The sequence below is a fragment of the Nocardia miyunensis NBRC 108239 genome, assembly GCF_001613065.1.
Lineage (GTDB): Bacteria > Actinomycetota > Actinomycetes > Mycobacteriales > Mycobacteriaceae > Nocardia > Nocardia miyunensis.
In genome coordinates this window covers 20,591-46,399 of the sequence record NZ_BDBQ01000090.1, presented here as the reverse complement: position 1 = coordinate 46,399, position 25,809 = coordinate 20,591, and the positions used below count along the sequence as shown (strand labels likewise).

The following is a 25,809-nucleotide window of genomic DNA, read 5'->3' as shown; positions in this document are numbered from 1 at the left end:
CCTCGGCCCCCCACGCCGAGCACCACTCCCCCAGGCCCGCCGATTACGTTACGGTGCTTTACTTCTCCCGTTCAGCACGCTCGAGCGCCACCGCTCGACGCATGATCTCCCGGGCGCGGGATCGGTCCCCGGCGTAGTCGTACGCGCGGGCCGCACGGTAGTTGGTGCGCCAATCATCCGGCGCGGCTTCCCATTCCACCTTGACCTTCTCGAAAAGCGCGTCGGCGGCGTCCTTCTCGATCCGGCCGGACGGGCGGCGCGGCAGATCGGAGACGTCCAGCTCGCGACCTTCCTCGTGAATGCGCCGGGCCAGATGCTGATGTGCCAGCGCCGCACGGATACTCGTCGCCACCACCCAGATGCCGACGAGCCCGAGGATGATCACGCCGACGCCGATCGCGATGCCCGCGACCTTCCCGGATGCGATGAACGCCACCGCGAACCGGCCCATCAGCAGGAAGTAGACCACCAGCGCGACCACCATGAACACGATGGTCGCGACGGTCCGCACCAGACGCCCGTTGTGGTTGCTCTCACTCACGGCCGACTCCGACGCATTCGCGCTCACAGGTCCAGCAGGGGGTCGAGGCCGACGGTCAGTCCGGGCCGCGCGCCGATCTCCCGCACCCCCAGCAGCACGCCCGGCGCGAAGGAGGTCCGGTCGATCGAGTCGTGGCGAATGGTGAGCGTCTCCCCCTGCGTGCCGAAAAGCACCTCCTGATGGGCGACGAGTCCGGCCAGACGCACCGAATGCACCCGCACCCCGTCGACGCTCGCACCGCGCGCACCGTCGAGTTCGGTGGTGGTCGCATCGGGGCTCGGGCCGACACCGGCGCTCTTGCGCGCCTCGGCGATGATGCCCGCCGTGCGGTACGCGGTGCCCGAGGGCGCGTCGGCCTTGTTCGGATGATGCAGTTCGATGACCTCCACCGAGTCGAACCAGCGCGCGGCCTGTTCGGCGAACCGCATCGACAGCACCGCCCCGATCGCGAAGTTAGGCGCGATCAGCACCCCGACCTCGGGCTTGTCCGCCAGCCAGGCACGCACCTGCGCGAGCCGGTCATCGTCGAATCCGGTGGTGCCCACGACCGCGTGAATCCCGTGCTCGACCAGCCATTGCAGATTGGGCATCACCACATCGGGATGGGTGAAATCGACGACCACCTGCGCACCCGCGTCGGTGAACCCGTCGAGCGCGTCCCCCTTGTCGAGCCCGGCGACCAGTTCCAGATCCTGCGCCGCCTCGACCGCCGCGCAGATCGCCTGCCCGACCTTGCCCTGCGCGCCGAGCACACCCACCCGGATCCGGTTCGCGCTCACCCTTGACTCCTCACATGCCGGTCGACAACCTCCGCCGAGCCTACTGCGCAGGACCATCACGGAACCCACGCCCCCGCGCGACGAGTGGTCCCGGGCACACGCACGACCACGCCGGCACGGCCGGTGATCGCCAACAGCACCACCGGGCTCGCCGGCACCGGCCGATGACGCCCCGGCAACCGCAGACACGAATCCCCACTGCCTACAGGAAGGGCCGCCCGAACTCCGCGACAAACGATCGCCGACGCAGATTCGGCGCGCACGATCGCGGTCGCGTTGCGGCCCAGCCGAAGCGACTCAGTCGAAGACGATGACCTGCCGCAGCCCGTGCCCGGCCGCGAGTTCGTCCATGCCGTGATTGATCTGCTCGAGCCGCAGCCGCGAGGAAACCAGCCGCTCGACCGGCAACCGGCCTTCGCGCCACATCCGCACATAGGTCGGAATGTCCCGGGAAGGCACCGCGGATCCGAGGTAGCTGCCCACGATCGAACGACCCTGCGCGACCAGGGCCAACGGTGAAATGCTCGCCCGCGCTTCAGGATTGGGCAATCCGACGGTCACCGTCGTACCACCGGGCGCGGTGGCGGCGACCGCGGTCTCGAAGGCTCGCACATTGCCCGCGGCCTCGACAACGATCTCCGCGACGACCCCCTCCTCGGCGACCTGCGCCGGGGTGTACACCCGATCAGCACCGAGTTCGGTTGCCAGAGTGAGCTTTTCGGGCAGGGTATCGACCGCGATCACCTCATTGCCCGACTCCGCACGCAACGAGGCAGCCACCAGCACCGCGGCCATGCCGACCCCGCCGAGCCCGACCACCATGACTCGCTCACCCGGCCCCGGTTTGGCCGAATTCAACAGTGCCCCACCGCCGGTCAGCACCGCGCAGCCCAGCACCGCCGCGATCTCCGGAGGTACGTCGTCCGCCACGGGCACTACCGAACGACGATCGACCACCGCATGCGTGGCGAATCCGGACACCCCGAGATGATGCTGGATCGTCTCACCGTCACGCCGCAATCGCCGACCGCCACCCAGCAACTCACCGGCATTGTTCGCGACACTGCCTGGTACGCACGGCGTGCGCCCGTTGGTCGCGCAGCCCTCGCACTCCCCGCAGCGCGGCAGGAACGTCATCACCACCCGCTGCCCCACCCGCAGATCGCTCTCGCCCGGACCGATCGCCTCGATCCGCCCGGCCGCTTCGTGCCCGAGCAGCATCGGCACCGGACGCACCCGATTACCATCCACCACGGACAGATCCGAATGGCACAGCCCGGCCGCCTCGATCCGCACCAGCAACTCACCGGGACCGGGTTCGCCCAGGTCCAGCTCGCCGACCACGAGCGGCGTCGATTCGGCGTACGGCGCGGGCGCGCCGATGCGTTCCAGAACTGCACCACGAATCTTCATAATTCGCACGCTACCGCCTCACGCCCGCACAGCGGCGGCGATCCCGGCACGCGACCTACAGGTGGTAGCCGTACGCCTTGGCCGTGGTCCGCAAACCCTCGTCGAACACGAGATACCGCAGGTCGATCGGCATATCCTGCCAGGACCGCAGCTCCCGATCGCCCTGCAGGCCGAGGTTGTGCACCTTGTGGTCGAAGACCGTCATATCGAACCCCGAGGGGTCGAGCCCGGCGAATTCGCCGACGTTGCGGGCCGCGGCCTCCCGATCGGCGATGAAGTCCTCGTAGCGCAACGACAACACCGGCACCGAGCCGGTCTCCAGGAACGACGTCGCGATCCGCTTCCAGTGCTGGAACGACAGCTCGGTGTCCGCACGGGTCCACCACCCGCGACTTTCCCACTCGTCCAGACTGGACAGCACGTCGCGCGGATCGCGGACGATGAAGATGACCCGCAGATCCGGCAGGTATCGCTGCAACCGCGTGGCGAAGTCCAGGTCGAACCGGACCTCCTTGAATCCCCACACCCGCACATCCGGCACCTCGAACAGCCGCGTGCAGAACTCCGAGAACACCTCCCGCCACGCCGCCGGTTCCGGCATGAGGTTCGCCATGAAGCCCTGATATCCCGACACCGCGTATTCCGTCCGACCGGCCTCGCCGTGGTCTCGGCTCTGACCGATCAGACTCTCGACCGCATCGACGACCCTTTCCAGCTGTCCGTGTTGCTCGCCCCAGATGAACGCCTCGGGATGGGAAGAGATCAGCCGCTGCACAAGCGTGCTGCCACAGCGCTGACCAGCGCCGAAAATCAAAAGCGGAGAGGACACGCCGCGATGTTAACTTGCAGATGGAACCTGTGCAGTGCCTGTGCCGCTCAGCTCGCGACCGGTGGCGCGGGGGCCGGCGGCCAGGTTTCCGGGGTGATCCGAGAGGGCTTGTAGGTCGGGTCGACGTCCCAGTCGACGCGCACGCCCACCCAGGCTTTCGGAGTGTCGAAACGCGTGCGCTGTGTCTCGAAACGCGCTCTGCGGAAGGTGATCTCGCCGAAGAAGTCACCGAGGGAGAAATCGGCCTCACGACCGTCGAAGACGGTGTCGTCGAAGGAGATCGCGCCGTGGTACTCGGCGGCGGAGAAGTCAACGCTGAGCGTCGGGCTGCGCCGCCACCGGGAGCGGACGCCGAATCGCGCGCCGTCGAAGGCAACTCGCCCGGCATAGAAGCGGGAACGGCCGAACGATATTCGGGCACTGTCGAATTCGGCGCGCTCGAAACGCACCGCCGTACCGTCGAACGTCGCCCCGCCGAATTCGGTTCGCTCCGTGCGGAATACCGTCTCGGCGAAGGAGGTCCGCTCACCACTGAAGGTCACGTCGCCGAATATCACCGCGGGCCCGCGAAATACGGCTCGGTCGAAGGACACCGGCGAATCGAATACCGCGCCCTCGAAACGAATTCTGGCGCCGGGGATTTCCGCCCCGGCTCGCTCGGCCGGGGCGAACTCCGCATCCCGGAACAGGGTGGTGCCACCGCGAAATACGCAGCTGCGAAATGAGATGTACTGCCCGAGGAACCGCGCGTGTTCGAAGGTGGTCGCCCGCTCGCCGGTGAACACCGCCCGCGCGAAATAGGTTTGCTCGCCCGCGAAGACCGCGTACCGGAAATCCGAATCCTCCAGCACCGCACCGGAGAAGTCGAAATTGCACTGTGACCAGGACACCTCGGCCGATGCGCGCACATGCGCGACGATCACGTCGACGACGGCGCGGCGCACCTCGCGGTCGTTCTGCCGCAGCTGATACCGCAGCTCCCGCTTGACTCCCGCCTCCTCGACGGTTTCGGTGCGCTGCACCAGATGATCGGCTCCCGACTCCGGTTCGTACGGCAGTCGCAGATATCCGCACAGCACATCGACGCACTGCTGTCGCCGGCTCGATGCGCTGAATTCGTCGGCGACTCCGGCCATCGCATAAACCCCCGCGATCCGGACCGCCACATCGGCGTCACCGAGCTGTCGCGCTGCCGCGCCGAACAATTCGACGAACCGCCCGCGTTCACCGTCACGCTGTTTGCGATAGGCGACGACCAGTGCGACCGCACCGCCCACCCCCGCGGCCACCGACAGCGCGATCTTGGTCAAGTCGACCTGATCGGGCGTCTGCGCCTTGGCGCCCAACAGAATCCACAGCACCCACCACGCGAGAGCCGCGATACCCAGCCCGCCCAGCACCGCGAACACCACCGACAACAACAACGCGGACCGCTGCACTCTGCCGGTGAGGCGTTCTTTCCCCCTCCACCGCATAGCGGAATGGTAACCACAAATCGCCGCTCACCGCAGTGCGAGTGCGATCCGTGGTTACCGCTCAGGACATCTCACAATGCGTCGATCACACCCGCGCGATTTCATCCGGACGCGCCGCCTGAACCTGCTCGTCCCGCCGACCACGCATGCCGATCACCGCCGCGCCGACGCAGGCCAGTGCCACCACGACCACGAACCACGGGAAGATCGCATCCATCCCCCACCTGGTGGCGGCCCATCCCGCCAGCACGGTGGGCAGCGCCATCGCCGAATACGCGAGCAGGTAGTACGCCGACATGGTCTCCCCGCGCCGATGCTGCGGCACGACATTGGACAGATGTCGCAGCGACCCGCCGAAACCGAGTCCGAAGGTCGCGCCCAGCACTACCCCGGCCATCAGAACCAGCACCCAATTGTGTGTCGCCAGCGCCGGAATGGTCAGCAGCAGCGCCACGGCCATCCCGAGATCACCGCCGATAGCCGCCCGCCGAGCCGGGATCGCGGTGGCGAACAGCTGTACCAGCGCACCGGCCGTCGCGGTGGCGGCCACCACCGCGCCGCCGAAGATCAGGTTGTGCACACCGGTTTTCGCCGACGCCAGCGACGGATACAGCGACAGCAGCACGCCCAGCACCGACCACGCCGCCATCACGCCCAGCGCGGAGAACCAGAAGTCGGCCCGAATCTCTTGCGGCACTGCCGGTTTCGAGATCCGTACCCGTCCGGGAACGCGCGCGGCGTGCGGCTCCCGCATGGCCAGCACACCCACCCCGATCAGCAGGCACAGGACCGTGATCACCAGATACGGGGTCCGCAGCGGATGCGGAACGTACTGCGCCAGCACGGCCGAACCCAGAATCGCCACGGCCATACCGACATTGAACGACACCCCGCTGAGCTGCCCGCTGCGCGCACCGTGCGCGGGTTTGAGATCCAGCAGCGCGGCGGCGCCGGCGACGACCATGGATCCGACCGCGAGCCCGTGTAATGCGCGCGCCAACACCAGCATTGCCACATTGTCCGCGAAGACGAACACCACAAGTCCGGCGATCATCGTCCCGATTGCCCCGAGCAGCACGGGTTTTCGCCCCACCACATCGGAGATGCGCCCGGACACCAGCACCGCCGCCAAGGCCGCGACCGCATACACGGCGAACACGATGGTGGTGGTGAACGCCGAGAAGTGCCATTGCTTCTGATACAGCCCGTACAGCGGCGCGGGCGCACCCGACACCCCGAGCGCCACTCCGGTGGCCAGCAGTATCAGGGCGTATGCCCAGGATTGGGCCGCCGATTTCGCTGCCATATCTCGCTCCCCATCAGGTAAGTTTGATTACGATCGAACTCAACGGCAGTCGGTGCGGTTTGATTCCCATCAAACCTGAAGTGAGGTGGGTCATAGTGAATACGACAGCGACCGTGGAGTCCTTTCCGGTCGGCTCGGTCCAGGACGTCCTGGCCGCACTCCAGGACCCGGTACGCCTGGAAATGGTGCGTCGCCTGGCGAACGCCGGCGCCGCGCAGCGCTGCGGCGTCCTCTACGACACGATCAACAAATCCACCGCGACCCACCATCTGAAAACCCTGCGCGAGGCCGGTCTCACCGAGCGCATCGTCGACGAGGGCCAGGTCTACGCGCGGCTGCGCCGCGACGAGGTGGACGCCGCACTACCCGGCCTGCTGGACTCGGTCATCGCCGCCGCCAACCGCGCGCACCCCGACTGATCAGCGAGCGCGCAAACCGTCCAGTACGAAGGTGAGCGCCCGCCGCCAGGCCGGCGTCCCGACACTCTCACCCAGCAGCGACAACGCCCAGATCAGATTGACCACGTCGATATCGGTGGCGTCGTCGCGCAGCACCCCGTCCCGTCGCGCGCGATCCAGCACCCCCGACAGCCCCGACATCCCCCGCGAACACGCCTGAACCAGCTGCGCCGCGGCCGGATGATCACCGGTGAACGCCTCGAACAATGCCCGGTCCGCGGTGAACCGGCTCAGCATGTTCTCCACGAATCCGGTCAGCGCGATCCACGAATCCGGTTCGGCCGCAGCCTGTTCGGCGAATCGGTCCAGTTCGGCCACCCGCTGCGGCACCAGTGCGTCGATGAGCGCGTCCCGGTTCGGGAAGTGGTTGTAGAGCGTGCCGATGCTGACCTCCGCGCGGCGCGCGATCTCCTCCAGCGACCCGGACAACCCCTGTTCGGTGAACACCGCCGCGGCCTCCCGCAGCAGCCTGTCGCGGTTGCGGGCCGCATCGCGGCGCATCGGTCTGGACACGGGACCATCATACAAAACTTGAGGGTCCCCTCAGTCTAGTGCTAGCCTCTGAAGTTGAGGGGCGCCTCAATATTCTGGAGACCTGCATTAACGGTTCTCCCGCCCGAAGGCGGGAGATTTCCAGCTCAGACCGCAACCGAACCACCCACCCGAAGGAGGTGATCGGATTGTCTTACATCCTCGACACCGACGTGGCCCCGTTCTGCCACGGCCAGAACCACTCTGGCAGCGTTCCGATCACGACTGGCCGCGAAACCGCAACCCTCGCACCGGAAGTCCCTCTCGCGCAGTTCCAGTCTTTCCTTGGCTCTCGCAAAGCAGGCACTGCACGTCATGGTCGTGTACGCGGGCCGGACCATCACCACCTTCCGCCCGGCCCGCACGGCACGCTCGATCAGTGCCCCCTTGGCCGCACCGATCGCGGCATCAGCAGCCTTGCGCGCCATCGTGGACTTCGCCAAAAACGCCGGCTGAAAATCCTCGATGGCGATCAGATCATGGCGGTCAACAACATGTTTGGCCCACACTCGCGAGTCGTGCACGGTTCGCCGGGCAGCTTTCTTCGCCAGCCGGGCAGCCTGGCGTTTGGCATCGGCATAACCCCGCGAGGGCGGACGGCCCTTGCGGTGGCGCCGGGCCATCCTGCGCTGCACCTTCGCCAATTCGGCGGCGCATCGCCTGCGGTGACCAATATGCGGGAGGTCGAAGGCGGGATCGGAGGTCGTCGCAGTGGTGGCCACACCCCAATCGATCCCGATACCGCCCTCACCGGGTGGCGGGGCCGCGATCTCCCGGCGCGCGACAAAGGAGGCATACCAATACCCCAGACTGTCCCGGTTGACACGCACCGATGTCGGCTCGCACGGCAACTCTCGCGACCACACCACCGGAATCACGATGCCCTTCGGCAGCATCAAGCGGCCCTCGCGGACCGAGAATCCACGCCGGGTGTACTCCAGCGACGGCAGAGACCTCTTGCGGGACTTCACCTTCGGACGACCACACCCTTTCACCGTGAAGGAGTGCTCCAGCGCTCGCGCATAATCGCGCAGTATCTGCTGCTGGGCAACCTGAGAGCCCTCGCGCAGCCACGGCATCGACGCGCGTGCCCGGGTCAGCAGCTTCCCCAACCGCGCGAACGTCGGCTTCCGCCCGGATTTGTGCTGGTGGACCGCTTCATTCCACAACCATCGACAGCGGTCCCACTCGGCCAGCAGCACTTTCTCGGCGGTGCGTCCGGGCCGGAGCCGGTATGTGTACCGCACCACCTCATCCATTCGAACATACTATCGAAAGAAGTTGGCATGCACCACAAGCGACATGTCCGCCCTTTCCTCTCCGCCGTGAACGACGGAGGATCCAAGGCGGATGCCCGATGACGAACACCACACGCACGGCCGTGATCATCGGCGTCGGCCCCGGCCTGGGCATGTCGATGGCCCGCAGATTCGGCCGGGAGGGCTACCGAGTCGCCCTGATCTCCCGCAGCGACGCCCGGCACGGCGGTTATCTGGCCGACCTGTCGGCGTTGGGCATCGAGGCCACCGCGCACGTCGCGGATGTCACCGATCCGGATCGGCTCAGCACGGCCCTGGCGGAGATCGCCGCGGCCGGTGACATCGAATTCGTCTACTACGGACCGACCACCGGCCGACCCGTCCCGATCACCGAAGTCGACGTGCCGACCGCGCGGGCGGCATTCGATCTGGTCTGGTCCGCGGTGCAAGTGGTCAACACTGTGCTGCCGGGGATGCTGGAACGTCGCGCGGGCGGGCTGATCATCTCGGGCGGGCTGTCCAGCGTTCGTCCGATGCCGATGCTGGGCCAGCTGGCTCTCGTCGTTGCCGCACTGCGCAATTACGCACTCACCCTCAATGCCGCCCTGGTCGAACAGGGCGTCTACGCGGGCACACTCACCATCGGCGGTCTGATCGAACGCGGCGACATCCACGCCATGGTCACGGCTGATCCCGCGACTTCCAGTGCGGTTCAAGGACATACGCTCGATCCGGACGAGATCGCCGAGACCGCGTGGGAGATGTACCAGAAGCGGGATCGCGCCGAGACGGTATTCGACATGCTCGGCGGCTGACGCTCCGACGAGGCCCATCGGCGACTGACGCTCCGACGAGGCTTACCGACGCTCGCAGGCGATCCCCGACGTATCAGCCCGGTATCGAGGAGTTTTCACGAGCTTTGCGTGGGTCCGACTGTGTTCCAACACTTTCTGATGGCCCCTGAAGATCAGCTGAGGATCGGGTACGGCGGCACACCGCGTGTCGGTGACATTTTGCCAAGTCGGACAGCATTTCCCGGGCGTTTCGAGCCGCCTGCGGTATCTCTCGGGACTCACTACGCTCGCCAGCGTCCGATCCCATACACAGGAGGTACTCGAAGATGCGAATTTCCAAGCTGCGGTTGGGAATTGCCGCCGTCGTCGGAGCTGTGGCGTTCACCGGCGTCGGCGCGGGCGCGGCCTACGCGTTCCAGCCGCACATGCTCACCGCGCGCGGCGACCTGACATCGGCCCAGGGCGAGTTGCAGCAGGCGGTTCCGGACAAGGCGGGTCACCGGGTCAACGCCGAGCGCCTCGTGCAGCAGGCGATCAACGAGGTGAACGCCGGAATCCGAGCCGGCGCACAATAATTCACCGTCATCTCCGGCTCGTACGTCCGGCCGAGGCGATGACTCCCGCATACAAGGCGGTGGCCCGATCGATCGATCGGGCCACCGCTCTTTCAGCTCAGAACGCGGGGGCTACGCCCAGCCGAACGCCTGCAAGAACTGCCACCACAGATCCGGCGGGTAACCACCGAGCGGATACGAGGGGGCGCGGGGGTCGTCCCGAAAACCTTGCGGCGGGTAATACCCGTGATGCCACTGGTTCGGCGGCGGCGCATCCGGACGCACCTGACAACGATAGTAGGAACACGCCGGCCCCTGCTGATTCGGCTGATTCGGCCGCTGCTGCTGCGGCTGCGTCGGCTGCGGGCCGGGGCGCTGATCCGGGTAAGCGTTCGCGTTCGCGCCGATCCCGACCAGCGGGATGGCGACCAACGCGCCCGTCACCACCGTTTTCGCCGCGATGCGACGAAGACGTCCTTCTCGGAGACTATCCATGTGTAATCCTCTCCTCCCGGACCCGACGGCCCGCGACAACTGGATCCATTTGGTTCTACACCGATCACGCACGGGTATACCGCAATCCGGGCGTGAATGTCGAGTACCTCGGCGATAATTTCGCAAACGTAGCGAAATCCGGACCTTTCGACCTCCTCCACACCATTGTCCGTTTCCCGAGGCAACCGTACGCGCCGCGAGTACCCACGGAATGAAAGTTTATGCGGCGCAATCACCTTATTCGTCGAACCGGATGACCGGAACCGCACGGCCGAGTCTCGACCTGCGAATATGGTTCGTGGTCACCAGTATCGCGCTGACGTCCATGACGACTCTCTCCGCGCACAGTACTACGAGCGGCACTCGGCCACATACTGACCGACGAGCCCGCGATCGCGGCCACCGAACCGGTCGACCGACCATCAAGGGGACGCTGTAATGCCCACGCCTCGAATTGCGGTGGCGGCCCGGCTTTCCCTACCCTCGTCGGACGAAAACCATTCGCGCGCAGGAACTTCGAGAAGTAGGCCTCGATCCTGCCGCTATCGACGGCCGCTGGTTCTGAGCCGAGACGAATCCGTAGTCGGTCTGGAATCACCACCGGGCATCGTGCAACTCTGCTATCGGTCCGCAATCGCGCAATTGCTCAGGGACGACTCGATATCAATCCCCTTGCGCCCCTGAACAACAGCTGTCTTGTGCGGTGACTCAGGACGGGTCACCCTGACGTAGCCCACGGCTGTTCACTGTTCCTCGAGAGCTTCTACTTCCTTCTGGATGAAGGTTTTGAAGTTGTCATACCTGGTGAAATCGCCACTCGAGAAAGTATAAACAGGCATGCTCGACGTATTCGAATCAGGCGCTTCCTGTACCGCGATGAAGTAGGCGTTACCGCTCAGGGATCCACCGACGACGATCAATTGATCGAACGAGGTAATGCCGAGCTGCTGGGGGGTGAATTCAGCAGATTGAATAAACACCTGCATATTCCTGGCCTCGATGGAGTCGCGTGCCACTTGACCAAGCGAGAACAGATCGTCGGAGCCAGAAAATGACTCCCAGCCGTTTGCGTGGCGGAGCCACTGCTTGTATTGCTCGTCGAAGTGGGTGCCGAGACGTGTTTCAGCGGCTTGGATATCGGCTTCGGAGGCCGGGCCGCCCGGACGAGTCAGCATCCAAGAGTCATCAATACCTTGCGCCTTGTCTTTCTCATACAGAGCGCGCTGCGCCACGGTGAGCTGCGCGATCGCGGTCTGACACCAGTTACCGGAGGGCTTGGCCGGAGGGTGCGCTTGAGTGGAGCAGGCTGCGGTGAACGCCGCGATCAGCAGCAGCGATGTCCGGACGAAACTCATCAACCGCCTCCTCTGCCGGTGAAACCTGTTGCGCCAGTTCATCATAATCATGGTCCGTAGAGTGGTGGTACTGCCAGCGGGTAAGGCTTGTCAGCGGGCTCGCAGCCGGTCGCGCCCCAGGTGCCGGGAACGAAGGCAATCGCACGATAGCCTTGCGGATAGGCGCCCGCTTGGCCGCCGATCGATGAATTCAGGCGGCTGTCCAAGGCCGCCCACTTGTATGGTTGGCCCTTACCGGGCAAGGGGCCTGACCACGCCGTGTCGGGGACGTGACCGGCGACCGAGCCGTTGGGAAAACGGACCGGATCGGTCGGATATTTCGCGGGGTTGTTACGCCTCTCTTGATCAGCAGCGCGACGGGCACTGCGCTCGAGCGGTGTGCCTTTCACTGGTATCCGAATCGCTGGATAGCCTTGCTGTCGAATGTAGCTGTTAACTCCGGTGATGTATTCGTCACGCTGAGCAGTGAGAGGTGGCGTGACGGGCTCGCCCTGCTTATAACAGACCGCGACGAGACCCTCACAATCTTTGGTTCGTTTCTTCCCGTCGCATTCGGCTTGCTTATTCCTTTTCAGGAATCGTTCCCGATAATAGTTGTACCACTGGTCCCGAGTGTCATTCCAGACCAGGTCTTCGATGACGTCCTTGCCGCCGGAACAGGTCTTGTTGTAAGAGTTGACCTCATCGATCACACTGCGCACATAGGGATCGTCCGAACCCAGCTCCGCTTCGAGCGGACCGACGATATCGGTGACGACATCGTGGACCTGCTCCGGGCTCAGGATCCGGATTCCGGGGATGCTGCACGCCGGGTGCACGTAGGGTTCGATCAACTCGCGCGGCGTGTGCGGCGATTGTGAGCCCGAGCAGGGCGCATTCGGCGCATGCCCCGGCAATGCGGGAGGAACGTATCCCGGCACCGGGACAATGGCCTTGCAGGGGTCGGGCGCCGGTCGAGGCGGCGGAGGTGTCAGCGCGGCAGCCGGCGGCGAGGCGGGCGTGGTCGATGGCGGCGCCGAGGGCGTCACCGGCTGCGGAGTGGGAACCGTCGGTATCGGCGCACCTGGAACCGCACCCGGGAGGGTCGGTTCCTCGATCTCGGGGAAATTCCCCCAGCACGGCCACCCAGGATGGATCTCCTGCCATTGCGGGCACTGCACATAGGGATTGATCGGCTTGGCCGCGGCATCCGGCGCGTAGTGGGCATCGATCACTACACCGACGCCCACGGCCAACGCAGCGACCGCAACCAGAATGGTCCAACGCCGCCAGGCCGTTCCGAGCCGCAGGCGAGTCCTGATCGGGGACATCGGTTGTCTCACAGATAAATCGGATCGCCGTAGACGGCGAGTGAGTTGTCCGCTGTCGGGGTGGAGATGTTGACCTGCGCGTACGAACGAAGACTGACCGGGCCCATACAACCATCGATCTTGATGTGGACCTGGTCGGAGGTGATCGAGCCGTGACGACCGGCCAAAGGCTTTGTCCCGAACGGAATGTCGGTGATCGTGCCGGGCTTGAGATACACGGTGGGCGAGATGCTCAGGCTACCGCCCACACCCGAGGTCACGCCGATGGTGACACTCGGGCCGATCGCGAGTCCGATTGCGGCACCGCTGCTTACATCGACCTGACAGCCGATCTGGTAACCGAGGCCGATCGTCCCCGAATTCACCGGAGCCTTACCCGCACCCGAGATATCGGCCGCGGCCTTCAGACTGACGAACCCCTCCCGCGTGAACATCGTCGCGGCGAGATTCGGGTATCTGTCGAGGTTTTCATCGGTCTTGGTGATCCGCAGATGCCAGCCGTCGTCGGTCGTTGTCTCCCGAGTTTTGTCTGCCAACGGGTCGGCAGCGGCCGTGCCGGTGCCGAAGACACCGAGCACAGCGCAGGTCAGCACACCGGCCAGAGCCGTCCTCGAACCATGAAATCTCATCGATATCCCCCGAACCACACATGGCCGAACACAAATGAGCGAATGAAACATCCTGCGCTACAGGTGAATCCCCCACGTGATGGCCCCTTCGCACCGAAGGTAGCACGACCGGCCGACACCTTCCACTCGAACCTTCAACCGGATCTCGACCTCCGGGTCCCGAATCCCGCTCACCTCGGGAAAACGGCGACGGCCCCGTCGAAGCGGGGCCGTCGGTGGATCGGGTTCGGTTCGATCAGCGATCGAGTGCTCCAGCATTGATGTTGGCGGCGAACGCATCCCACTCGGTCGGAGCGAATACAAGAGCCGGACCGGTCGGGTTCTTGCTGTCGCGCACGCCGACCACGCCCTCGTCGAGGAACGCCACCTCGACGCAATCCTTGGAGCCCGAGCTGCGGGCGCTCTTGAACCACCGAGCCTTGGACAGATCTACGTTCATGAGGAGTGCTCCTTTACGACCTGAAGGATGAGGGAGCGACTGGCTTTCTCATCCAGCGCCATTCGTTCGATGTGGGTGCGAACCTCACGATACCGCCGAATCTCTTCTGCCTGTTCGAGATACAGATCGCCGAGGAAACCCTGTACGTACACAACCGGTGGCATCGAAAGCTCCGCCGTAGGACGAGGCGGGAAGTCCAAGATCACAAATGAGCCGACGATCAGAGCTTGATACATTCCCGCTGACAGGGGCACCACGCGAATCGAGACGTTACCGAGCGCCGCCATGTCTACGAGATGAAGCAGTTGGGCTTCCATTACCCCAGGGCTACCAACCGTTCTACGCAGAACCGTCTCATCGATGAAGGCGTTGATAACCAACGGCTTATCGTGCCTCTTCACCCGCTCTTGTCGCCTCATTCCGACCTCGAGCATCCGTTCGACCTCGCTGGTGGGCTTGTTGGGAAACTCGGCCCAGATCAACGCGCGCCGGTAGTCCGCCGTGTGCAACAGCCCTGGAAGCATCGTCGTCTGGTACGACGTAATCCGCTCGGCCGCATCCTCCAAGCTCACGAACAGGCCGAACTCCTTCGGGATCGCGTCCTCGGCGAACGCCTGCCACCACCCCTTGGCCTTGGTCTCCTTGACCAGTTCCAGCACGACCTGGGTCTGTTGCGCGTCGGATTCGTAGAGGTCGCACAGGTGCTTGATCAGGACCGGGTTCAGCCGAACCGCCTGTCCCGTTTCGATTTTCCAGAGGGTGGAGCGGGCTATGGCGATGGCCTCGGCCGCGTTCTCGCGGCTGATGCCCTGTTTCACGCGCATGGTCTCCAGGGTGAGACCGAGCATGCGACGCGCGACGTTGCTGTCGGTGGTGGGGGATGCCATGAATGGGGCCTCCTGAAGATCTCGTTTGCGAAAAGGTGCTTCAACTCGAACGGGAATGTGTCGCCAACTGAAACGACGCCGAATTTTCCGCGAACCGCCGTCGTAAAGCATTGCGGCAGGCCATGTGCGGGAGTCTTATGGGGATACGCCCGGCGGCCGGGTCGACCACCGTTACCGCTCCCCTTGTACGGATCTCCAGGAGCGACACCCCGTCCCCGGCCGCCGGACGAACCAATCCCCTGCGTTCACAACCACTTTCGGAGTTGTCGCCACGATGCTAGAGGATCCAGCAACCGATGACAAGCAACCATTCGCCGAAAAACGAGACCTCAATTCAATGGTGAATTATCAAGTAGCACAACAGCTTCTGGAAATTCCAGAACCATCCGCCCGATACCGGAACCTGCCGGCAGATCCTCCTCCGAAACCGTCCGGCAATCGCGCGCCGCAGCTTCCCGAAACGAAAGCTTCGGATATCACTGAGCCGCAACCGTTTCAACGAATTCCGAACGAACTCGACCGAATCATTCGCGAACTGCGCGAGAACGGCGATCCGCGGTGAGCCCCCTGTCGCCCTGGGATGTCACGGCGAACATCATCACCGTGATAGCCGGATCCGCCGTGACGCTGCTGGCCCTGGGCTGCCTCTGGCCTTCCTCGCGGCCCACCCGACGCCCGTCCGGACCGACCACGCGACCGTCCCGATGCCCTCTGCGCCCGATCCAGTGGCCCGCCGAATGGACCTGCGCCGCACCGCTTTCCCCCTTCACCATCCCCCAGGCCCACCGAATCATGCAGCTACACCGCGACCACGACTGTCCCCGCAAACACGCCGCCTTCGCCACTTTGGTGGCCGCAGGCCGCATCACCCCCGACTCCGCCCGCCACCGCCCCTGACCCCGAGAAGCCATGTCCGAAAAATCCCGAACCAACAGTCCCGCAACAGAATCGGATGAATCCGATCAATTCGACGCCCTCGCCGTCCGAGCCGCCCGGGCGGGCTACCGCCTCGTCCAGAACTGGCCCAGCTCGCACCACTGGCATCTCCTGGACCGCGCCGACGACGAACTCCTCCACGCCGCCCCCACTCTCGAAGCCATCGAAACCTGGCTCGACACTTGACATCCGCCGGGTACCACGTTCAGATGGTCACTTCAACGGGATGATGTTGCCCGACGAGGGCGCGCCGCCACCGACCGGCGCGGGGCCGCCCGCATATGCCTTGTTGGCCAACATCCGGTACTCATGGGTGCCCTTACCGGTCTTCACCTCCCCCTCCAGCGTGAACAGATAGAGGTCACCCGATACCGAATAGTCGTTCGCCGCGCACTAACAGTCACGATGTGTTTCCGCTATGGCTGTGAGGTAACTGCCGCATGCGATTACGAGCGGCGTGGCCGCCTGTCTCGTGATAGCGTCCGCATGTGAGCGGAGATGGGGGAAATCCGGAACTGTCGATCGTCCCGGACGATGTGACAGCACTCGGTAAGTATGCCTACGACCTGGCCGAGATCCTGCGCTCGGCGCTGACCAACGCGGGACGCGAAGTAGATGCGCTGACCGGGAAGAACTGGTCGGGAGCGGCGGCAGCCAGCTTCGCCGAGGGGTGGGCCGAAACCCAGGACGGCGGCGGCAAGATCATCGACGCATTGACGACGATGGCGTCTTCGCTCGGTGTCACCGCGAAATCCTATGTCGCACAGGATAATCAGTTCGCGGGCGAGGTCTCCAGCCTGGACCTGCCGTGAACGGCGAATACAGCGTCGATCTGAACCAGCTCGACGATATCGTCACCCGCCTGTCGAGCCTGGCCCAGTTCATCAGAGAGCATCTCGACACGCTGGATCAAAAATCAGCGGCCGTGCACGCCGGGTCATGGTCCGGCGCCGCCGCCTCGGCGCACGAGATCGCACATCGCGAATGGGCTTCCGCGGCAACGGAATTCGTCGACGGAATCACCGAGATGAGCACCGCGGCCCGCTACGCGCACACCCAGTACACCGCCGCCAAGACAGCGAACACGCACATGTTCGGCCGCCGCTGAATGGTCACCGTCAACCCCCAGATCTACTACGACGCAGCCAAGAAACTCACCGACATCGGCACCGACATCGATACCGCCACAACCACATTGGTCAAGGCGCTATGGGAGACCGGTGCGATGTCCGGAACCAGCGACGCGGCCGAGGAATGGGCCAAGAGCTACGACACCCGGGCCTCCTCGACCATCGACAACGCCCGCCGCCTCGCCCAGAGCCTTCCGTACTTCGCGAGCCTGGTCGCGCTGGCGGGCTACAACCACGCGCTCGCCGACTACAACGCCGACATCAAACCCCACAAAGGCGCTGCGCCAACAAAACCCGCCACCGTCACCGCACCGATCCCGCTGTCCTGGGCAAGCGCGCCATCAGCCGGTGGCCCAGGCAATGGCCTGGTGTCCATCGCCGCACTGACCGAGCGAATCCACGTCCACATTCCCGACGGCGACACCGACAAACTCGGCACCGCGGCCAAGGCCTGGAACGCCTTCCTGAATACCCCCGCGATCGATAACGCGGGAAGCAGGATCAGCGACGTCGCCAGCGCACTCCGCCAGAACCAGGCCCACGAAACAGCCGACCTCGACGACCTGGTCATGATGCTGTCCGGATCGGCATACAAGATCTACGCGGGCGCGAAAAACCTCGCCACCGACTGCGACAAACACAAACAAGCCCTCGTCCAACTCCGCAATCAGATCAAAGGGGCCATCGACGACCTCGAAGCCGCCACGGCTCTCACCCTGATCGCCACCATCTTCGCCGACGTCATCACCGCAGGCGTAGGCGTCATCGTCGACGCCGCCACCCTCGCCGCCTACGGCTTCTACTTCGACGAAGCCGCCACCGCCATAACCGGCTTCGTAGAAGCCATAGACCTGGACCGCCTCCTAACCATCTTCTCCAAAGAAGAAGACGCCGCCGCCACCATCAGCCGCGACCTCGACGAAATAGACAGCCTCACACCGCAGGAGATCGAATCGGAGGAAGCGGCAGGCGATTACACCCCCGAAGCCGGAGTACAGGCCGACGCCCAAACGACTGAGAGCGTTGAGAAAAAGCTCGACGCCTACCTCCTGAACCTCGATCACCCCGCGGGCGGCCCCAAGGCAAAGTGGTTCCAACAGGCATTGGGATTCACCCGCGCCAACCAGAGTGAACTCGCGTCACAAATCGTGTTCAATCCAGCGAATGCAACCGAAACGGCCGTCACGCAATTCGGCACGAAATACAATCAGATAATACCCATAACAGGCGCAAACGGGAAAGTCATTGATGTTACATTTGCATGGATTCGAAATAATGACGGCGTGGTCCGATTGGTCACCGCGATTCCGACACCGAAGTAGGAGGCCATCATGTTCCGTGAGAATGATGTTGTGAAGTTGAGACATTCGATCGAACCTGGAGACGAAAATGCGTGGCCAGGGACACCGTTACAGTCTTTGCCGCAAGGATCGCGCGGCACTGTGGTCATGATCTACAACGAGGCGGAGACCGTAGCCTACGAAGTCGAATTCGTGGCGCCACACGGAGCTACCAATGCTCTACTCACGCTTACCGAGGAGGATCTCGAGGCCGGATAGCGCCAGTCAACATCCTGCGCCCCGATCAAGCCATGGTAGAAAAACGACAGTTCACGATGCCGGATTCGTTCATCGAGCAAAATGCGCGGTTGACGCCGCGCGAGCTGCATCGCGGATATGTGGACGGCTGGATAGATGCAGCGACGGTCGTCGAGCTCTGTGTGAGAAATGTTGCGCCGGACAGCGACCCGGCGGGAGTCGTCGAGTCGCTGTTACTCCTGCTCTCGGATGAGTTGGACAAAGTTCCCGACTTGGTGGACCGGCTGGTTGCGGACGACCAGGGGGTGTGGATATTTCTGACACTTGCCTATGTCGGTGCGCATCCGTCCAAATTCGATAGTATTCTTCGCGCAGTCGAGATGCTGTATGCGGACTTCGATTATCCGCCGAAAATGGAATCGTTCGTGCCTTTCATGCCACCGCCCGCGGGGGCAACTCCCGGCGTTGCCGGTATCGAGCAACGATGGGATGAGTACCTACAGCAAGAGCGGGAGCTGTACCTGGATCAACGCAGTTTCCCGACCATCCAGCGGTGACGTCCGGCTGGGACCTACCACCCCGGAAAACGTTGCGGCCGTTGAGCTTCCGGCTGCTGGCGAATTCCGGGGCGGAGGGTCACTTCGCCAGACGCCGCACCGAGACCGGCAGGTCGCGGGTGCGGTGGTACGGGCCCGCTACCGAGACCGCGAAGGGGCGGGACAAGAGGGTGCGGGCTACCGCTGAGACCTCGGCGGTGGTGACCGAGTCTATGCGGGTGAGGGTTTCCGAGACGCTGCGGTGGTTGCCGTAGCTGAGTTCGCTGCGGCCGATGCGGTTCATCCGGGAACCCGAATCCTCCAGTCCCAGAACGAGGCCGCCGCGCAGTGAGCCCTTGGCGCGGGCGCATTCGGCGTCGGTGATCCCTTCCGCGGCAACCTCTTCCAGGACGCCGCGCGCCAAACTCGCCACCTGGCCCAGGTTTTCGGGTTGGCAACCCAGGTAGACCGAGAACGCGCCGGTGTCGGCGAAGGTGTCCACGCTGGAGTACACCGAGTACGCCAGGCCGCGTTCCTCCCGGATGCGCTGGAACAGCCGCGAGGACAGGCCACCGCCGAGCACGGTGTTCAGCACCGACAGCGGCCAGCGCTTCTCACCCTCGTGCCGCCCGAACGCGCGAACGCCGAACACCAGATGAGCCTGTTCACTGTCCCGGTACATCCGCTGCAACTGCGGCGGAGTGTGCGCGCGGAACCGGCCCTCACGCCGCGGCGCGGGCTCGCACGCCGGATCCAGCCGGGCCGCGAACGCCCGGTGCACCAACTCCACCGTGTGCTCGTGCTCGACGTTCCCGGCCACCGCGACGACCATCCGGTCCGGACGGTAGCGACGCTGATGGAACCCGCGCAGCTGGTTCGCGGACATGGACTCGATCGACTCGACCGTGCCGATCACCGGACGCCCCACCGGATGGTCGCCGAACAACGCGGTCAGGAACGAATCGCCGACCATGTCCTCCGGATCGTCGTCGCGCATCGAGATCTCCTCGAGCACCACCTGACGCTCCACGTTCACGTCCTCGGCCCGGCACAGACCGTTCAGCACGACGTCGGACACCATATCCACCGCCAGCGGCAGATCCTCGTCCAGCACGTGCGCGTAGTAGCAGGTCTGCTCCTTGGCGGTGAACGCGTTGAGCTCACCGCCGACCGCGTCCACGGCCTGCGCGATATCCAGCGCCGTCCGGGTCGGAGTCGCCTTGAACAGCAGGTGTTCCAGGAAGTGCGCGGCGCCGGCCACGGTCGGGCCCTCGTCGCGCGAACCCACGCCGACCCACACACCGACCGACGCCGACCGCACACCGGGCACATGTTCGGTGACCACACGCAGCCCGCCCGGCAGCACGGTGCGCCGCACCCCGCTGTCCCCGGGCGGGGCGAGCGTCTTCAGCAGAGACGAACCCCCCTGCCCGCTGTTGACGAGCAAGGGGGTCGAAAGCGCTGCGGCGTTCTTCTTCGTCACACCAGAGTTTTTACTCGGCACCGGCCTCGACCGCAGCACTCTCGTCGGCAGCGGGGGCCTCGGCCGCCTCTTCCTCCTCGACGGGGACGAGGGAGATCTTGCCGCGGTTGTCGATGTCGGCGATCTCCACGCGCAGCTTGTCGCCGACGTTCACCACGTCCTCGACCTTGCCCACGCGCTTGCCGTTGCCCAGCTTGGAGATGTGCACCAGACCGTCGCGGCCCGGCAGCAGCGAGACGAACGCGCCGAAGGCGGTGGTCTTGACGACCGTGCCCAGGAAACGCTCGCCGACCTTCGGCAGCTGCGGGTTCGCGATGGCGTTGATCGCGTCGATCGCGGCCTGCGCCGACGGGCCGTCGGTCGCGCCGACGAACACCGTGCCGTCGTCCTCGATGGAGATGTTCGCGCCGGTGTCCTCGGTGATCTGGTTGATCACCTTGCCCTTGGGTCCGATCACCTCGCCGATCTTGTCGACCGGGATCTTGATCGCGGTGACGCGCGGGGCGTAGGGGCTCATCTCGTCCGGGCTGGCGATGGCCTCGGCCATCACGTCCAGGATGGTCAGGCGCGCGTCGCGAGCCTGGTTCAGCGCACCGGCCAGCACCTTGGACGGGATGCCGTCGAGCTTGGTGTCCAGCTGCAACGCGGTGACGAAGTCCCGGGTGCCCGCGACCTTGAAGTCCATGTCGCCGAAGGCATCCTCCGCGCCGAGGATGTCGGTCAGCGCGACATAGCGGGTCTCGCTCTGACCGGACTCGTTGGTGACCTCGTCGGAGACCAGGCCCATCGCGATGCCCGCGACCGGGGACTTCAGCGGCACACCGGCGTTCAGCAGCGCCAGGGTCGAGGCGCAGACCGAACCCATCGAGGTGGAACCGTTGGAGCCCAACGCTTCCGAGACCTGACGGATGGCGTACGGGAACTCCTCCTGCGAGGGCAGCACCGGCACCAGCGCGCGCTCGGCCAGGGCGCCGTGGCCGATCTCGCGACGCTTCGGCGAGCCGACGCGACCGGTCTCACCGGTGGAGAACGGCGGGAAGTTGTAGTGGTGCATGTAGCGCTTGCTGGTCTCCGGGCCGAGCGAGTCGACCTGCTGGGCCATCTTCACCATGTCGAGGGTGGTGACGCCCAGGATCTGGGTCTCACCGCGCTCGAACAGCGCCGAACCGTGCGCCCGCGGAACCACCGCGACCTCGGCCGACAGCGCGCGGATATCCGCCAGGCCGCGACCGTCGATGCGGAAGCCGTCGGACAGGATGCGCTGGCGCACAAGCTTTTTGGTGACCGAGCGGAACGCCGCGCCGATCTCCTTCTCGCGGCCCTCGAAGTCTCCGGCGAGGCTGGACAGCACGGCCAGCTTGATCTCGTCGGTCTTGTCGTCGCGCTCCTGCTTGCCCGGGATGGACAGCGCCTCGTTCAGCTCACGCTTCGCGGTGCCCTCGACTGCGGCGTACACGTCCTCGCCGTACGGCGGGAAGAGCGGGAACTCCTCGGTGGGCTTGGCAGCCAGCGTCGCCAGGTCCTGCTGCGCGCGGCACAGCCGGGCGATGAACGGCTTTGCCGCCTCGAGCCCTTCTGCCACAACGGTTTCCGTGGGCGCCTGGGCACCCTCCTCGATCAACGCGATGACCTTGTCGGTGGCCTCGGCCTCGACCATCATGATCGCGACGTCACCGTCGACGACCCGGCCCGCGACGACCATGTCGAACACGGCGTCCTCAAGCTGCTCGACGGTCGGGAATGCCACCCACTGGCCCTCGATGAGCGCGACCCGCACGCCACCGACCGGGCCCGAGAACGGCAGCCCGGAGATCTGCGTCGACGCCGAGGCCGCGTTGATGGCGACCACGTCGTACAGATCCTTGGGATCCAGCGACATGACCGTCACGACGACCTGGATCTCGTTGCGCAGACCGTCGACGAACGACGGGCGCAGCGGGCGGTCGATCAGGCGGCAGGTCAGGATCGCGTCCGTGGAGGGACGGCCCTCGCGACGGAAGAACGAGCCGGGGATGCGGCCCGCCGCGTACATGCGCTCTTCGACGTCCACCGTCAGCGGGAAGAAATCGAACTGGTCCTTGGGCTGCTTACCGGCCGTGGTGGCCGAGAGCAACATGGTCTCGTCATCCAGGTAGGCCACGACCGAACCGGCGGCCTGCTTGGCGAGACGTCCGGTCTCGAACCGGACGGTGCGGGTGCCGAACGACCCGTTGTCGATCAGTGCGACCGACTCGAACACACCCGGTTCGACCTCGACGGCCGAGCTCACTGTGTCTGTCATTTTCTCTTCTCAACCTCTCGTCTTCGCCGGATCCAGCGCACCTGAGCGCGATCCGGCTATGTGGTCCCTCAGCCGTTTTCCCCGGCGGAGGGATCGGCCGTACCCAAGGCTTGGGCGCGCCACAGCCCTCCTGGCTGCTACGCGCACATCCGACCGGTTCCCCCTTGGAAGCGGCGACGCGGAGGCGGCCATCGATCGAAGCCCCACGGCGGAATCGCTCCTGCCGAAAGGCCACTACCGAGGACCGACGCCACGCGGACGGATGCATACGGCATGTGGCACCGCCGTGCCGAGAACCCGAAGGTCCGCATACACGACCAGCCGACGGGGAGATTGTAAGCCTCCCCGTCGGCTGCTTTGTCAAGTGCCTCGATGTGTCGCTCTAGCGACGCAGGCCCAGACGCTCGATCAGCGAGCGGTAACGCTCGATGTCCTTGGCCTGCAGGTACTTCGACAGGCGACGACGACGACCGATCAGGGCCAGCAGGCCGTGCCGGGTGTGGTGGTCGTGCTTGTGCACCTTCAGGTGCTCGGTGAGGTCGGAGATCCGCTTGGACAGCAGCGCGATCTGGGCCTCCGGCGAACCGGTGTCCTTCTCGTGCAGGCCGTACTCCTTGAGGATGGCCGACTTCTGCTCGGTGGTCAGAGCCACGAATCACTCCTGATGTTTCAGTCCGCGCTCGAGGAACCGGGAGGAGATCCCGGGCGGGCGCCACCGCGAACCGCAGCGAACCCGACGAGCCAGCATACCGGATCACCTGCGCCGATCCGAATCGGCCAGGCGGTCACCGCCACGCCCGCCCCGGACGCATTACCCCGCGGGTAATCGCGTTCATTCCCTCCGACCGCGAATATCGGTGGCACACCACAGAACAGGAGACGACGATGCCGTACTTCCAGACCACCGACAACACCACCCTCGCGTACGAGGTGTACGGATCGGGGACGCCGATCGTGTTCCTGGCCGGATGGTCGCTCAACACCGATATGTGGGAACACCAGGTGCCGTACTTCGTCGAGCGGGGCTACCGGTGCATCCTGCTCGACCGCCGCGGGCACGGCCGCTCCGACCGGCCGTCCGGCGGCTACGACAACGACACCCGCGCCGACGACGTCGCCGCCCTGCTGGAACACCTCGACATCCGCGACGCGGTGCTGATCGGGCACTCCGGCGGCGGCGCCGAGGCGGTGCACTACCTGGCTCGGCACGGTCAGGACCGGATTCGCCGACTGGTGCTGGTGGCCGCGGCGGCGCCGAAGCTGAGCTGGAGCCAGGACCATCCCGCCGGTATTCCGCAGGCCGCGATCGACGCGTCCATCGCGGCGCTGGCCGCCGACCGGGCCAAGTGGATGACAGATCGGGCCCAGGGCTATTTCGCGACCCACCTGGGTAACGACGTGTCCCCGGCACTCATCGACCAGGAGGTCCGGCGCTGTCTGGCGACCGCACCGTGGGCCGCGACGACTATGCAGCGCGCGATCGGCGAGTCCGATCTGCGTCCGGATCTGGCGGAGATCACCCTTCCGGTCCTGCTGCTGCACGGCCTGGCGGATCAGTCGATCCCGATCGAGCCGACCAGCCGGGTCGCGGTGCAACTGCTGAAGGACGGCGTGCTGAAGGAGTATCCGACCGCCGGGCACGGGCTGTACGTCACGCACGCGGCCGAACTCAATGCCGACATTGCCGAATTCATCTCGGACTGAACAGGTTTCGCCGGACTACCGCCCGGGTTCGGCGAGCAGTTCGCGGGTGCGGTCCACGTCGCGGGCGATCTCGGCGGTGAGCTCGTCGATCGAGGCGAAGGCGCGCATCGGGCGCAGATGCTCCACGAAATCCACCGCGACGTGCTGTCCGTACAGATCCGCGTCGGTGTCCAGGACGAACGCCTCCACGGTGCGGGTGCGGCCGGAGAAGGTCGGGTTGGTGCCGACCGAGATCGCCGCCATCATGCGCTTGCCGGGCTGGGTCGTGCCGACGATCGCGCCGGGGGTCAGCACGGTGAACCATCCGGCGTACACGCCGTCGGCGGGGATGGCCGCGTGCATGGGCGGCGCCACGTTGGCGGTCGGATAACCCAGATCGCGGCCCCGGCCGTCACCGTGCACGATGACGCCCTCGAGGCGATGCGGGCGGCCCAGCGCCTCGGCGGCGGCGGCCATGTCACCGGCGTCGACGCAGGCGCGAATGTAGGTGGAGGAGAAGGTGACTGCGTGTTCGCCGACCAGTTTGACCCCGTCGACCTCGAAGCCGAAACGCCCGCCCAGTTCCTGCATGGTCGCCACGGTGCCCGCGGCCTTCTTGCCGAAGGTGAAATTGTCGCCGACCACGACCTCGCACACGTGCAGCTTCTCCACCAGCAGATCGTGCACGTAACGCGCCGGGGTGAGCTTCATGAACTCGTGGGTGAAGGGCATCACGCAGAACACGTCGACGCCGAGTTCCTCGACCAGGTCCGCGCGACGGGTCAGCGTGGTCAGCTGCGCCGGATGCGAACCCGGACGGACCACCTCCATCGGGTGCGGATCGAAGGTCATCAGGACCGAGGGGACACCGCGCACGGCGGCGGATTTCACGGCACGGCCGATCAACTGGGCATGACCGCGGTGCACGCCGTCGAACACCCCGATGGTCAGGACACATCGGCCCCAGTCAGCGGGCATCTCCTCGAGACTTCGCCATCTCTGCACAGCCTGCAGCCTAGTCACGCCCGCTCGTGACGGGCATTCCGCGGTGTGGATGTTCACAGCCGCGCAGGGCACAGATCCGTCGGGCGTCACGCTCACGTCATCTCGGCGGAGTCGCCCGCTCACCCACCAGCACCGCTGCGGCTCGGTGGTTGCGACCTGCCCG

General features: G+C 65.3%; 30 protein-coding genes. 12 read left to right on the top strand and 18 right to left on the bottom strand.

What is annotated here, in order from left to right; genetic code table 11:
* Positions 1–58 precede the first annotated feature (58 nt).
* The 6 genes from NM2_RS35910 to NM2_RS35885 all read right to left on the bottom strand — a co-directional run bounded on the left by NM2_RS35910 (position 59) and on the right by NM2_RS35885 (position 6,343).
* Positions 59–484, bottom strand: a complete 426-nt coding sequence (locus NM2_RS35910; protein WP_067678699.1) for a hypothetical protein — start codon at positions 482–484, stop codon at positions 59–61.
* A gap of 80 nt (positions 485–564) precedes the next feature.
* On the bottom strand, positions 565–1,299 hold the full coding sequence (gene dapB / locus NM2_RS35905) for a 4-hydroxy-tetrahydrodipicolinate reductase (protein ID WP_067678696.1): 735 nt from the start codon (positions 1,297–1,299) through the stop codon (positions 565–567).
* A 318-nt stretch (positions 1,300–1,617) separates the two neighbouring features.
* The gene (locus NM2_RS35900; RefSeq protein WP_067678601.1) at positions 1,618–2,733 is read right to left on the bottom strand and encodes an alcohol dehydrogenase catalytic domain-containing protein; all 1,116 of its coding nucleotides are present in this window, start codon (positions 2,731–2,733) and stop codon (positions 1,618–1,620) included.
* Positions 2,734–2,788: 55 nt separating this feature from the next.
* On the bottom strand, positions 2,789–3,562 hold the full coding sequence (locus NM2_RS35895) for a sulfotransferase family protein (RefSeq protein WP_084531914.1): 774 nt from the start codon (positions 3,560–3,562) through the stop codon (positions 2,789–2,791).
* A 47-nt stretch (positions 3,563–3,609) separates the two neighbouring features.
* Positions 3,610–5,037 (bottom strand): pentapeptide repeat-containing protein, encoded by a 1,428-nt coding sequence (locus tag NM2_RS35890; RefSeq protein ID WP_067678595.1) that lies wholly within the window; start codon positions 5,035–5,037, stop codon positions 3,610–3,612.
* 85 nt (positions 5,038–5,122) lie between these two features.
* Positions 5,123–6,343 carry an MFS transporter gene (locus tag NM2_RS35885; protein WP_067678592.1) on the bottom strand — a complete coding sequence of 407 codons (1,221 nt, stop codon included), beginning with the start codon at positions 6,341–6,343 and terminating at the stop codon, positions 5,123–5,125.
* Between the two features lie 92 nt (positions 6,344–6,435).
* Between NM2_RS35885 and NM2_RS35880 the strand changes: the two genes are divergently transcribed.
* Positions 6,436–6,762 carry an ArsR/SmtB family transcription factor gene (locus NM2_RS35880; RefSeq protein ID WP_439956960.1) on the top strand — a complete coding sequence of 109 codons (327 nt, stop codon included), beginning with the start codon at positions 6,436–6,438 and terminating at the stop codon, positions 6,760–6,762.
* On the opposite strand, the gene NM2_RS35875 is transcribed toward NM2_RS35880, so the two are convergent.
* Both NM2_RS35875 and NM2_RS35870 read right to left on the bottom strand, forming a co-directional pair.
* Complete coding sequence (locus tag NM2_RS35875) at positions 6,763–7,314, bottom strand: TetR/AcrR family transcriptional regulator (protein WP_067678586.1); 552 nt, start codon at positions 7,312–7,314, stop codon at positions 6,763–6,765.
* Positions 7,315–7,439: 125 nt separating this feature from the next.
* Positions 7,440–8,591: an RNA-guided endonuclease InsQ/TnpB family protein gene (locus tag NM2_RS35870; protein WP_067678583.1), complete on the bottom strand. Its 1,152-nt coding sequence runs from the start codon at positions 8,589–8,591 to the stop codon at positions 7,440–7,442.
* Between the two features lie 98 nt (positions 8,592–8,689).
* On the opposite strand from NM2_RS35870, the gene NM2_RS35865 reads away from it, so the two are divergent.
* Together NM2_RS35865 and NM2_RS35860 are read left to right on the top strand one after the other, a co-directional pair.
* Positions 8,690–9,406: an SDR family NAD(P)-dependent oxidoreductase gene (locus NM2_RS35865; RefSeq protein WP_067678580.1), complete on the top strand. Its 717-nt coding sequence runs from the start codon at positions 8,690–8,692 to the stop codon at positions 9,404–9,406.
* 305 nt (positions 9,407–9,711) lie between these two features.
* On the top strand, positions 9,712–9,960 hold the full coding sequence (locus NM2_RS35860; protein WP_067678578.1) for a hypothetical protein: 249 nt from the start codon (positions 9,712–9,714) through the stop codon (positions 9,958–9,960).
* Between the two features lie 111 nt (positions 9,961–10,071).
* Here the strand turns inward: NM2_RS35860 and NM2_RS35855 are convergent, their stop codons facing one another.
* The 6 genes from NM2_RS35855 to NM2_RS35830 all read right to left on the bottom strand — a co-directional run bounded on the left by NM2_RS35855 (position 10,072) and on the right by NM2_RS35830 (position 15,054).
* On the bottom strand, positions 10,072–10,434 hold the full coding sequence (locus NM2_RS35855; protein WP_157121548.1) for a hypothetical protein: 363 nt from the start codon (positions 10,432–10,434) through the stop codon (positions 10,072–10,074).
* Between the two features lie 743 nt (positions 10,435–11,177).
* Positions 11,178–11,789 carry an SMI1/KNR4 family protein gene (locus NM2_RS35850; protein WP_169816298.1) on the bottom strand — a complete coding sequence of 204 codons (612 nt, stop codon included), beginning with the start codon at positions 11,787–11,789 and terminating at the stop codon, positions 11,178–11,180.
* A 47-nt stretch (positions 11,790–11,836) separates the two neighbouring features.
* Positions 11,837–13,024 carry a hypothetical protein gene (locus NM2_RS35845; protein WP_157121546.1) on the bottom strand — a complete coding sequence of 396 codons (1,188 nt, stop codon included), beginning with the start codon at positions 13,022–13,024 and terminating at the stop codon, positions 11,837–11,839.
* Positions 13,025–13,107: 83 nt separating this feature from the next.
* On the bottom strand, positions 13,108–13,728 hold the full coding sequence (locus NM2_RS35840) for an MspA family porin (RefSeq protein WP_084531913.1): 621 nt from the start codon (positions 13,726–13,728) through the stop codon (positions 13,108–13,110).
* Positions 13,729–13,963: 235 nt separating this feature from the next.
* A complete protein-coding gene (locus NM2_RS35835; protein WP_067678565.1) occupies positions 13,964–14,167 on the bottom strand; it encodes a DUF397 domain-containing protein in 204 nt (67 codons plus the stop codon).
* On the bottom strand, positions 14,164–15,054 hold the full coding sequence (locus NM2_RS35830; RefSeq protein ID WP_084531912.1) for a DUF5753 domain-containing protein: 891 nt from the start codon (positions 15,052–15,054) through the stop codon (positions 14,164–14,166). The genes NM2_RS35835 and NM2_RS35830 overlap by 4 nt, the downstream gene beginning before the upstream one ends.
* Positions 15,055–15,328: 274 nt before the next feature.
* Between NM2_RS35830 and NM2_RS35825 the strand changes: the two genes are divergently transcribed.
* The 8 genes from NM2_RS35825 to NM2_RS35795 all read left to right on the top strand — a co-directional run bounded on the left by NM2_RS35825 (position 15,329) and on the right by NM2_RS35795 (position 19,215).
* Complete coding sequence (locus NM2_RS35825) at positions 15,329–15,616, top strand: hypothetical protein (protein ID WP_157121544.1); 288 nt, start codon at positions 15,329–15,331, stop codon at positions 15,614–15,616.
* Complete coding sequence (locus tag NM2_RS35820; protein ID WP_067678556.1) at positions 15,613–15,951, top strand: hypothetical protein; 339 nt, start codon at positions 15,613–15,615, stop codon at positions 15,949–15,951. The genes NM2_RS35825 and NM2_RS35820 overlap by 4 nt, the downstream gene beginning before the upstream one ends.
* Before the next feature lie 12 nt (positions 15,952–15,963).
* Positions 15,964–16,176: a hypothetical protein gene (locus NM2_RS35815; protein WP_067678554.1), complete on the top strand. Its 213-nt coding sequence runs from the start codon at positions 15,964–15,966 to the stop codon at positions 16,174–16,176.
* A gap of 302 nt (positions 16,177–16,478) precedes the next feature.
* Complete coding sequence (locus NM2_RS35810; RefSeq protein WP_067678548.1) at positions 16,479–16,802, top strand: WXG100 family type VII secretion target; 324 nt, start codon at positions 16,479–16,481, stop codon at positions 16,800–16,802.
* Entirely contained in the window at positions 16,799–17,098 is a 300-nt protein-coding gene (locus NM2_RS35805) for a WXG100 family type VII secretion target (RefSeq protein ID WP_067678545.1), read from the top strand. Before NM2_RS35810 ends, NM2_RS35805 begins: the two co-directional genes overlap by 4 nt.
* Positions 17,099–18,442, top strand: a complete 1,344-nt coding sequence (locus tag NM2_RS35800) for a DUF6883 domain-containing protein (protein ID WP_067678543.1) — start codon at positions 17,099–17,101, stop codon at positions 18,440–18,442.
* Positions 18,443–18,451: 9 nt separating this feature from the next.
* A complete protein-coding gene (locus NM2_RS48155) occupies positions 18,452–18,679 on the top strand; it encodes a DUF4926 domain-containing protein (RefSeq protein WP_084531909.1) in 228 nt (75 codons plus the stop codon).
* A gap of 32 nt (positions 18,680–18,711) precedes the next feature.
* Entirely contained in the window at positions 18,712–19,215 is a 504-nt protein-coding gene (locus tag NM2_RS35795; protein WP_157121542.1) for a DUF2247 family protein, read from the top strand.
* A 79-nt stretch (positions 19,216–19,294) separates the two neighbouring features.
* Here the strand turns inward: NM2_RS35795 and NM2_RS35790 are convergent, their stop codons facing one another.
* The 3 genes from NM2_RS35790 to rpsO form a co-directional block, all read right to left on the bottom strand.
* Positions 19,295–20,605, bottom strand: a complete 1,311-nt coding sequence (locus NM2_RS35790; RefSeq protein WP_245718368.1) for a M16 family metallopeptidase — start codon at positions 20,603–20,605, stop codon at positions 19,295–19,297.
* An 82-nt stretch (positions 20,606–20,687) separates the two neighbouring features.
* Positions 20,688–22,958 carry a polyribonucleotide nucleotidyltransferase gene (locus NM2_RS35785; protein ID WP_067678537.1) on the bottom strand — a complete coding sequence of 757 codons (2,271 nt, stop codon included), beginning with the start codon at positions 22,956–22,958 and terminating at the stop codon, positions 20,688–20,690.
* A gap of 382 nt (positions 22,959–23,340) precedes the next feature.
* Positions 23,341–23,610, bottom strand: a complete 270-nt coding sequence (gene rpsO, locus NM2_RS35780) for a 30S ribosomal protein S15 (RefSeq protein WP_067678534.1) — start codon at positions 23,608–23,610, stop codon at positions 23,341–23,343.
* Positions 23,611–23,843: 233 nt separating this feature from the next.
* Between rpsO and NM2_RS35775 the strand changes: the two genes are divergently transcribed.
* Positions 23,844–24,662 carry an alpha/beta fold hydrolase gene (locus NM2_RS35775; protein WP_067678531.1) on the top strand — a complete coding sequence of 273 codons (819 nt, stop codon included), beginning with the start codon at positions 23,844–23,846 and terminating at the stop codon, positions 24,660–24,662.
* A 15-nt stretch (positions 24,663–24,677) separates the two neighbouring features.
* On the opposite strand, the gene NM2_RS35770 is transcribed toward NM2_RS35775, so the two are convergent.
* Complete coding sequence (locus NM2_RS35770; RefSeq protein ID WP_084531907.1) at positions 24,678–25,646, bottom strand: bifunctional riboflavin kinase/FAD synthetase; 969 nt, start codon at positions 25,644–25,646, stop codon at positions 24,678–24,680.
* Positions 25,647–25,809: the final 163 nt, after the last annotated feature.